This is a genomic window from Acidovorax sp. LjRoot204, assembly GCF_056175785.1.
Map to the genome: position 1 here is coordinate 22811 of NZ_JBGFFF010000041.1, position 9334 is coordinate 32144.

Annotated in this window: 8 protein-coding genes; 2 read left to right on the forward strand and 6 right to left on the reverse strand. The window is 62.3% G+C overall.

Annotated features, from left to right (window positions below; genetic code table 11):
- Positions 1-56: 56 nt before the first annotated feature.
- Complete coding sequence (ftsH, locus tag AC04MI_RS09975; RefSeq protein WP_476497718.1) at positions 57-1976, reverse strand: ATP-dependent zinc metalloprotease FtsH; 1920 nt, start codon at positions 1974-1976, stop codon at positions 57-59.
- 171 nt (positions 1977-2147) lie between these two features.
- The gene (locus AC04MI_RS09980) at positions 2148-2813 is read right to left on the reverse strand and encodes an RlmE family RNA methyltransferase (RefSeq protein ID WP_056067225.1); all 666 of its coding nucleotides are present in this window, start codon (positions 2811-2813) and stop codon (positions 2148-2150) included.
- 105 nt (positions 2814-2918) lie between these two features.
- Between AC04MI_RS09980 and AC04MI_RS09985 the strand changes: the two genes are divergently transcribed.
- Together AC04MI_RS09985 and AC04MI_RS09990 are read left to right on the forward strand one after the other, a co-directional pair.
- A complete protein-coding gene (locus AC04MI_RS09985; protein ID WP_056067223.1) occupies positions 2919-3392 on the forward strand; it encodes a YhbY family RNA-binding protein in 474 nt (157 codons plus the stop codon).
- 44 nt (positions 3393-3436) lie between these two features.
- A complete protein-coding gene (locus AC04MI_RS09990) occupies positions 3437-4168 on the forward strand; it encodes a glycosyltransferase (protein ID WP_436078674.1) in 732 nt (243 codons plus the stop codon).
- A 79-nt stretch (positions 4169-4247) separates the two neighbouring features.
- Here AC04MI_RS09990 and AC04MI_RS09995 read toward each other — a convergent pair whose 3' ends face one another.
- The 4 genes from AC04MI_RS09995 to AC04MI_RS10010 all read right to left on the reverse strand — a co-directional run.
- On the reverse strand, positions 4248-4694 hold the full coding sequence (locus AC04MI_RS09995) for a DUF4149 domain-containing protein (protein WP_476497722.1): 447 nt from the start codon (positions 4692-4694) through the stop codon (positions 4248-4250).
- Positions 4695-4722: 28 nt separating this feature from the next.
- Entirely contained in the window at positions 4723-5199 is a 477-nt protein-coding gene (gene greA, locus AC04MI_RS10000) for a transcription elongation factor GreA (RefSeq protein WP_056067220.1), read from the reverse strand.
- A 201-nt stretch (positions 5200-5400) separates the two neighbouring features.
- On the reverse strand, positions 5401-8646 hold the full coding sequence (gene carB, locus AC04MI_RS10005) for a carbamoyl-phosphate synthase large subunit (RefSeq protein ID WP_476497719.1): 3246 nt from the start codon (positions 8644-8646) through the stop codon (positions 5401-5403).
- Positions 8646-9334 (reverse strand): carbamoyl phosphate synthase small subunit (locus AC04MI_RS10010; RefSeq protein WP_476497720.1); only part of this gene is annotated, 689 nt, incomplete at its 5' end. The genes carB and AC04MI_RS10010, both read right to left, overlap by 1 nt.

The window sequence follows — 9334 nt, forward strand, 5'->3', positions numbered from 1 at the left end:
TCCCCATGAAAAACGGGGCACAAGGCCCCGTTCAAACGGCTGGACCGCGAGCCTGGTCAGGCCGCCGTCGGTGCAGTATCCGTGGCTACAGCTGGAGTGCCGCCACTAGAGTTATCACCACCAGAGGGAGGGGTGCGTGGCGTCCAGTCCTTGGGAGGACGAGGTTCCTTGCCCGCCATGATGTCGTCCAATTGCTCGGTATCGATGGTTTCCCATTCGAGCAAGGCCTTGGCCATGGCGTGCATCTTGTCACTGTTCTCTTCGATCAGGCGGCGGGCGAGGTTGTACTGCTCATCGATGATGCGGCGCACTTCCATGTCCACCTTTTCCATGGTCTGTTCGCTCATGGTGGTGGTCTTGGTGACCGAGCGGCCCAGGAACACTTCGCCTTCGTTCTCGGCRTAAACCATCGGCCCCAGGGCATCGGTCATGCCGTAGCGCGTGACCATGTCGCGGGCGATGTGAGTGGCGCGCTCGAAGTCGTTGCTGGCGCCGGTGGTCATCTGGTKCATGAACACTTCTTCGGCRATGCGGCCACCGAACAGCATGCTGATCTGGTTGAGCATGTATTCGCGGTCATAGCTGTAACGGTCCTGTGCGGGCAGGCTCATCGTCACGCCCAGAGCACGGCCGCGGGGAATGATGGTGACCTTGTGCACGGGGTCGCACTTGGGCAGCAACTTGCCGATCAGCGCATGGCCTGACTCGTGGTAAGCCGTGTTGCGGCGTTCTTCCTCGGGCATGACCATGCTCTTGCGCTCGGGRCCCATGARGATCTTGTCCTTGGCCTTCTCGAAGTCCTGCATCTCCACGGTGCGCGCATTGCGGCGGGCAGCCATCAGGGCGGCTTCATTACACAGGTTGGCCAAGTCGGCACCACTCATGCCGGGGGTACCACGGGCGATGATGCCAGGCGCCACATCCTGACCAATCGGGATCTTGCGCATGTGMACGYYCAGGATCTGCTCGCGGCCRCGGATGTCGGGCAGCGTCACRTACACCTGGCGGTCRAAACGGCCYGGRCGCAGCAGSGCGGCGTCCAGRATGTCMGGGCGGTTGGTGGCAGCCACCACGATSACGCCCAGGTTGGTTTCRAAGCCRTCCATCTCGACCAGCATCTGGTTCAGGGTYTGYTCRCGCTCGTCGTTGCCRCCACCCAGGCCRGCRCCRCGCTGGCGGCCCACCGCATCGATTTCGTCGATGAAGATGATGCAGGGAGCGTTCTTCTTGGCGTTGTCGAACATGTCGCGCACGCGCGCCGCGCCCACGCCAACGAACATTTCCACGAAGTCGGAGCCGGAGATGCTGAAGAACGGCACCTTGGCTTCGCCAGCGATGGACTTGGCCAGCAGGGTCTTGCCAGTGCCGGGAGGCCCCACCAGCAGCAGGCCACGGGGAATACGGCCGCCGAGCTTCTGGAACTTTTGTGGGTCTTTGAGGAAGTCCACCACTTCCTTGACTTCTTCCTTGGCCTCGTCGCAGCCGGCCACGTCAGCGAACGTGACCTGGTTGTTGTTCTCGTCCAGCATGCGAGCCTTGCTCTTGCCAAAGCTGAACGCGCCGCCCTTGCCGCCACCTTGCATCTGGCGCATGAAGTACACCCACACGCCAATCAACAGCAACATGGGCCCCCAGCTGACCAGGAGGGTCATGAGCAAGGAGCCTTCCTCACGAGGCTTCACGTCGAACTTGACGTTGTGATTCAGCAGGTCACCCACCAGACCACGGTCCAGCACCGAAGCGTTTGTGCGGATCTTGCGATCATCGGTGGTGACCGCAACAATCTCGCCACCGCTCAGCCCTTCGGGAATGGTGGCGCTTTTGATGCGGTTGTTGCGGACTTCGTCCAGAAACTCGGAATACCCGACGTGGCCTGCACTGGCGCCGCTGCGAGTGTCAAACTGCTTGAACACCGTGAACAGCACCATGGCAATGACCAGCCATACGGCAATTTTTGAAAACCACTGATTGTTCAAGCGGGGCTCCAGTTGCAGGGAACAGAAAACGGACACACTGCCGTCATGGCACGCATGTGCGGCCCATTTTAGGTCTTTCAAGCCACGGGACCAGCTCTATTCCCCCTCACGCCCATGGAATCAGCACGGGCTTTGCAGCCAAAGTTCACGGATTCTTGACCTGAGGCAAGCCTAGACAGGCTGCTTTTTCAGCCCCATGCCCACCAGGAAGGTTTCCGACGACTTGTCGCGCGACGCCTTGGGTTTCAAGGGTTTGACGACCTTGAAGGTCTGCTTGAACAGTGTGACCAGATCGCTGTATCCGCTGCCATGGAACAGCTTGACCACCAGGGCGCCTTCCGGTTTCAAATGGTTGCACGCAAAATCCACAGCCAACTCCACCAAATGCGCAATCCGTGCTGCATCGGCCGACTCGATGCCCGACAGGTTGGGCGCCATGTCAGACACCACCACGTCCACCACCCGGCCGTCGAGCGCCTGCTCCAGGCGCTCCAGCACCTCGGGCTCGCGAAAGTCTCCGTTCAAGTAGGTAACGCCTTCAATGGGGTCCATGGGCAGAATGTCCAACGCAATGATCACCCCGTTGAGCTGCCCCGCAGCGGCGCCAGCGGGCGACATGCGCCTGCGCAGATACTGGCTCCACGCCCCCGGTGTGGAGCCCAGGTCGACCACCGTATAACCAGGCTTGATGAGGCCCAGTTGCTCGTCAATCTCCTTGAGCTTGTAGGCGGCACGGGCGCGGTAACCCTCCTTCTGTGCCAATTTGACATAGGTGTCGTTCACGTGGTCGTTGAGCCACGCCTTGTTCACCTTCTTGCTCTGGGTTTTGACTTTCATATGGCGGTATTGTCTCTCGACAATCGCTGTAGCTGGTGACTTGAAAGCCTTGCCGCACTCGGGAGGTGGAGTCACCCCACCACGGGCCGCAGACATAATACGGGTATGCCCCAAATTCAACTGACTCCTGCCGAGCGCCGGGAACAACGCGCCAATGCCCACCACCTGGACCCCGTGGTCCTGATCGGCGGCGATGGCCTCACCCCTGCCGTGAAGAAGGAAATCGACGCCGCCCTCAACGCCCATGGCCTGATCAAGGTGCGTGTTTTCAACGACGACCGCGTGGCGCGCGAGCTGATGTACCAGGAGCTGACCGCCGAACTCAACGCTGCACCCATACAGCACATCGGCAAACTGCTGGTGCTGTGGCGGCCCCAGCCTGTCAAAGAGCGAACCATCGACGAAGACCGGATGCCCGGCCCACGCGATGTCAAGGTATTGAAGTACAGCAAACGGGGTGGTCAGCGCCCCGAGATCAAGCAGTTGCGTGTGCTCGGCAACCAGCGCCTCACGTCAGGCGGCCAAATCAAGCGCGCCAAGCCCAAGCAAAAATCCATCAAGAAGCGCCAGGCTGACTGATGACCGCTGAAGCAGCATCTGCAACCATTGCAGCACCTGCCGGCATGGCGCCGACGCGCCACATYCTCTGCATGAARTGGGGCACGAAATACGGCCCCGAATACGTCAACCGSCTSTACGCSATGGTGCGCCGGCATCTGAGCGGAGACTTCCGTTTTGTCTGCCTCACCGATGACAGCACCGGAATCCGTAGCGAAGTGCAATGCCTGCCCATTCCTGCACTGGATCTACCGCCCGGCATTCCCGAGCGGGGCTGGACCAAGCTGGCCACCTTCAGCGCAGACTTGCATGGCCTGCGGGGCACCGCCCTGTTTCTGGACGTGGATGTGGTCGTCACCGGCAGCCTGGATGATTTTTTCACCAAGCCCGGCGAATTCCTGATCATTCACGACTACAAACGCCCATGGCGCATCACGGGAAACTCGTCGGTCTATCGCTTCGAGCTTGGCGCCCATCCTGATGTGCTGGCGTATTTTCGCGAACACTTCGCGGAGATACGCGCACAGTTTCGCAACGAACAGGCCTACCTGTCCGACTTCTTGCACAAGCAGGGCAAGCTGCAATACTGGCCCGCTGCATGGTGCCCCAGTTTCAAGTACCACGGTATACCGCCGTGGCCCACCAATTACTGGCGCGCTCCGTTTGTGCCCGACGGCGCACGCATCGTGATTTTTCACGGGGAATGCAATCCCCCGGATGCGCTGGCGGGGAGGCGCAACCGCCGCTTCCGCTACATCCGTCCAGCTACCTGGGTGGCGGAACACTGGCACGAATAGGCGCGGCGGCGGGCAGGCTTGTCCTGACAGGAAAAGTCTACGCCGCAGCAGGTCTGTCAGCGAGTCGCTTGCCTGACCGTCAATCGCTGGCGGACCGCTCTTCCACTGCCGTGTGCGCTCCTGGCCGAAGCGTTTGCCAGAACACTGCCAAGGCGCAGCCCCATTGCACCGCGTACATCACCGTCCCCACGCTGTGCCACAGACGCAAGTCCTGCCGGGCCACAATGCGGGGCGCCACACCAAACTGGTTGAGCAACGCCAGCAGCAGGCCGCCCAGAACGAACAGCATGGCAGCGCGTGCCCACGGATATTGGGTCACCCCATGCCGAGGTCTGGACAGCAGCAGCAGCACCACACAGCACACCACAGCCACCCAGGTTTGCGCCGCAAACAGCCGGGYCGCCATCTGTCCCGCCAGGGAAGGGGATGGCAGATAGGCGAACAACAGCGGCACCACCAAAAAGCCGATGGTGGTGAGACTGCCCCACCACAAGGCCGCCACCAGAACGGGAAGTCGCGGGCGCATGCCCAGCCACATGGCAGCCATCACACCATCACTGGTAGCTGACCGCCACCACTTCATAGCGGCGGATGCCACCGGGGGCCTGCACCTCAGCGGTGTCGCCCTCCTCCTTGCCAATGAGGGCACGCGCGATGGGGCTGGAAATATTGATCAGGCCTCGCTTGAGGTCCGCCTCGTCTTCCCCGACGATCTGGTATTTCACCGTGTCGCCCGACTCTTCGTCCTCCAGCTCGACCGTGGCACCAAACACCACCTTGCCGCCACCATCCACCGCACTGGGGTCGATGACCTGGGCCACCGAGAGCTTGCCCTCGATCTCCTGAATGCGGCCTTCGATAAAGCCCTGGCGGTCCTTGGCGGCGTCGTAATCGGCGTTTTCACTCAGGTCGCCCTGCGCACGCGCTTCGGCAATGGCCGAGATCACAGCGGGACGCTCCACGGTCTTGAGTCGGTGCAGCTCTTCCTTGAGCATTTCGGCGCCGCGCTTGGTAATTGGAATAGTGGCCATGAGATTGAGTCTCCACAAGTCAAAACGGTGAAAGTGCAATGCACTTCCACCGATCTGTCGCCACGCTGCGCCCCGCAAAACACTGGCGGGTGCACATGGCACATCTACAAAAGGAAACCGCCGCACGTTGCCGCGCGGCGGTGTTAGTTCGGCTGCAATTATGCCGTGTTTGCGGCGGCAAAAGCCACCGCAAAAACCCGGTCAGGCCGCCAGTTGAGCGTGCAGTTCCTGCACGGAATACACGTCGAGCTTGTCGAGGTACTTCATGCCCTCGACGGCCGCCTCGGCACCAAAGATGGTGGTGAAGGTGGTCACGCGGGCCAGCAGCGACGAGGTGCGGATCGCGCGAGAGTCTGCAATCGCATTGCGGCGCTCTTCCACCGTGTTGATGACCATGACAATCTCATTGTTCTTGATCATGTCCACGATGTGCGGACGGCCTTCCGTGACCTTGTTGACCACCACCACCGGGACGCCCGCCTCGGCGATGGCCGCAGCGGTGCCCTTGGTCGCCACCAGGTCGAAGCCGAGCGCCACCAGCTGGCGGGCAATGTCCACCGCACGGGGCTTGTCGTTGTTCTTCACGGTGAGGAACACCTTGCCCGACGTCGGCAGCTTGGTGCCCGCGCCCAGCTGGCTCTTCACGAACGCTTCCCCAAAGGTCTTGCCCACGCCCATCACCTCGCCTGTGGACTTCATCTCGGGGCCGAGAATGGTGTCCACGCCCGGGAACTTGACGAAGGGGAACACGGCTTCCTTCACGCTGAAGTAAGGCGGTGTCACTTCCTTGGTGATGCCCTGCGAAGCCAGCGACTGGCCCGCCATGCAGCGCGCTGCGACCTTGGCCAGCTGGATGCCGGTGGCCTTGGAGACAAAAGGCACCGTGCGCGAGGCGCGGGGGTTCACCTCCAGCACGTAGATGACGTCCTTGCCATCCACTTCCTGGATGGCGAACTGCACGTTCATCAGGCCCACCACGTTCAGGCCTTCGGCCATGGCAGCAGACTGGCGCTTGAGCTCGTCCACCGTGGCTTGCTTGAGGTAGTACGGCGGCAGCGAGCAGGCCGAGTCGCCCGAATGCACGCCGGCTTGTTCGATGTGCTCCATCACGCCACCGATGAAGGTCTTGCCTTCGGGGTCGCGCAGGCAATCCACGTCGCACTCGATGGCGTCGTTCAGGAAGCGGTCCAGCAGCACGGGCGAGTCGTTGCTCACCTTGACGGCCTCGCGCATGTAGCGCTCCAGATCGCGCTGCTCGTGCACGATTTCCATCGCGCGGCCGCCCAGCACGTAGCTGGGGCGCACCACCAGGGGGTAACCCAGCGTGGCGGCCTTTTCCAAAGCCTCGGCTTCGGTACGCGCGGTGGCATTGGGCGGCTGGCGCAGGCCCAGGTCGCCCAGCAGCTTCTGGAAACGCTCCCGGTCTTCGGCTGCGTCGATCATGTCGGGGCTGGTGCCGATGATCGGCACGCCTTCGGCTTCCAGGCCCAGTGCCAGCTTGAGCGGCGTCTGGCCGCCGTACTGCACGATCACACCGTGTGGCTTTTCCTTGTCCACGATCTCGAGCACGTCTTCCAGCGTCAGCGGCTCAAAGTACAGGCGGTCGGAGGTGTCGTAGTCGGTCGAAACCGTTTCAGGGTTGCAGTTGACCATGATGGTTTCGTAGCCATCCTCGCGCATGGCGAGTGCGGCATGCACGCAGCAGTAGTCGAACTCGATGCCCTGGCCGATGCGGTTCGGGCCACCGCCCAGCACCATGATCTTTTTCTTGTCCGTCGGCGCAGCTTCGCACTCTTCCTCGTAAGTCGAATACATGTAGGCCGTGTTGGTGGCGAACTCGGCAGCGCAGGTGTCCACGCGCTTGTACACGGGGCGAACGTTCAGCGCGCGGCGTGCTTCGCGCACCGATTTCTCGGTGGTCTTGAGCAGTTTGGCCAGGCGGCGGTCTGAGAAGCCCTTCTTCTTGAGCGTGCGCAGCGTGTCGGCATCCAGCGTAGCCAATGCCGCATCACCCTTGTCGGCGGCGAGCTGGTCGAGTTCGAGTTCGATYTTCACGATCTCYTCGATCTGCACCAGGAACCASKKGTCGATCTTGGTSAGSKCGWACACYTCRTCSACSSWCAGGCCCATGGCRAASGCRTCGCCCACGTACCAGATGCGCTCRGGGCCGGGCTCGCCCAGTTCCTTYTCGAGCACTTCGCGGTCCTGSGTCTTYTCGTTSAKGCCGTCCACGCCCACTTCSAGRCCGCGCAGSGCYTTCTGGAASGACTCCTGGAAGGTGCGGCCCATGGCCATGACCTCGCCCACAGACTTCATCTGGGTGGTCAGGCGGCTGTCGGCCGTCGGGAATTTCTCGAACGCAAAACGTGGGATCTTGGTGACCACGTAGTCGATCGAAGGCTCGAACGAGGCAGGCGTGGCGCCGCCGGTGATTTCGTTCTTGAGCTCATCGAGCGTRTAGCCCACAGCCAGCTTGGCCGCGACCTTGGCAATCGGGAARCCCGTGGCCTTGGAGGCCAGCGCCGACGAACGCGAGACGCGCGGGTTCATCTCGATGACGATSATGCGGCCGTCCTTCGGGTTGAYCGAGAACTGCACGTTGGAGCCGCCSGTRTCSACGCCGATCTCGCGCAGCACCGCGAGCGASGCGTTGCGCATGATCTGGTATTCCTTGTCGGTCAGCGTCTGCGCGGGGGCCACCGTGATCGAGTCCCCTGTGTGCACGCCCATGGGGTCCAGGTTCTCGATGGAGCAGATGATGATGCAGTTGTCCGCCTTGTCGCGGACCACTTCCATCTCGTACTCCTTCCAGCCGAGCAGCGACTCTTCRATCAGCARCTCGTTGGTSGGCGAGGCTTCSAKGCCGCGCTTGCAGATGGTCTCGAACTCTTCGGGGTTGTAGGCAATGCCGCCGCCGGTACCGCCCAGCGTGAAACTGGGGCGGATCACGGTGGGGAAACCCACGGTCTTTTGCACGGCCCAGGCTTCGTCCATGCTGTGGGCGATGCCAGAGCGCGCGGAGCCCAGACCGATCTTGGTCATGGCGTCCTTGAACTTCAGGCGGTCTTCGGCCTTGTCGATGGCTTCGGGTGTGGCACCGATCAACTCGACCTTGTACTTGTCGAGCACGCCGTTGCGCCACAGGTCCAGCGCGCAGTTCAGCGCAGTCTGGCCGCCCATGGTGGGCAGGATGGCGTCGGGGCGTTCCTTGGCAATGATCTTCTCGACCGTCTGCCAGGTGATGGGCTCGATGTAGGTGACGTCGGCGGTGGCCGGGTCGGTCATGATCGTCGCAGGGTTGCTGTTGATCAGGATGACCTTGTAGCCTTCTTCACGCAGGGCCTTGCAGGCCTGCACGCCGGAGTAGTCGAACTCGCAGGCCTGGCCGATGATGATCGGGCCGGCGCCAATGATGAGGATCGATTTGAGGTCTGTGCGCTTTGGCATTATTTCTTCTCCATCAGCGCGGTGAAGCGGTCAAACAGGTAGGCGATGTCGTGCGGGCCGGGCGATGCCTCGGGGTGGCCCTGGAAGCAGAACGCAGGCTTGTCGGTGCGCKCAAGSCCYTGCAGCGTGCYGTCGAACAGGCTGATGTGCGTGGGGCGCACCGTGGCGGGCAGCGAGGCCWTGTCCACSGCAAAGCCGTGGTTCTGGCTGGTGATGCTCACGCGGCCGTYGTCCAGGTCCTTCACCGGRTGGTTSGCRCCATGGTGGCYGWWSTTCATCTTGAAGGTCTTKGCGCCSSWGGCCAGYGCCATGATCTGGTGGCCCAGRCAGATGCCGAAGGTGGGAATGCCGGTCTCGATCAGTTCCTTGACCGCGCTGATGGCGTAGTCGCAGGGCTCCGGATCGCCCGGGCCGTTGGCCAGGAAGATGCCGTCGGGCTTGAGCTTGAGCACGTCGGCCGCGGGCGTCTGCGCCGGCACCACGGTGATACGCGCACCGCGCTGCGCGATCATGCGCAGGATGTTCTTCTTGACGCCGTAGTCGAAGGCCACCACGTGGAACTTGGGCGTGATCTGCACGCCGTAGCCCGCGCCCAGCTTCCATTCGGTCTCGGTCCATTCGTAGGTCTGCGTGACCGACACCACCTTGGCGAGGTCGAGCCCGGCCATGCTGGGCGCGGCCTTGGCGG

Excerpts from the sequence above, each read along its gene's own strand:
- AC04MI_RS09980 (WP_056067225.1), bottom strand. The coding sequence starts at position 2,813 with ATGAAAGTCAAAACCCAGAGCAAGAAGGTGAACAAGGCGTGGCTCAAC.
- AC04MI_RS09985 (WP_056067223.1), top strand. The coding sequence starts at position 2,919 with ATGCCCCAAATTCAACTGACTCCTGCCGAGCGCCGGGAACAACGCGCC.
- greA (WP_056067220.1), bottom strand. The coding sequence starts at position 5,199 with ATGGCCACTATTCCAATTACCAAGCGCGGCGCCGAAATGCTCAAGGAA.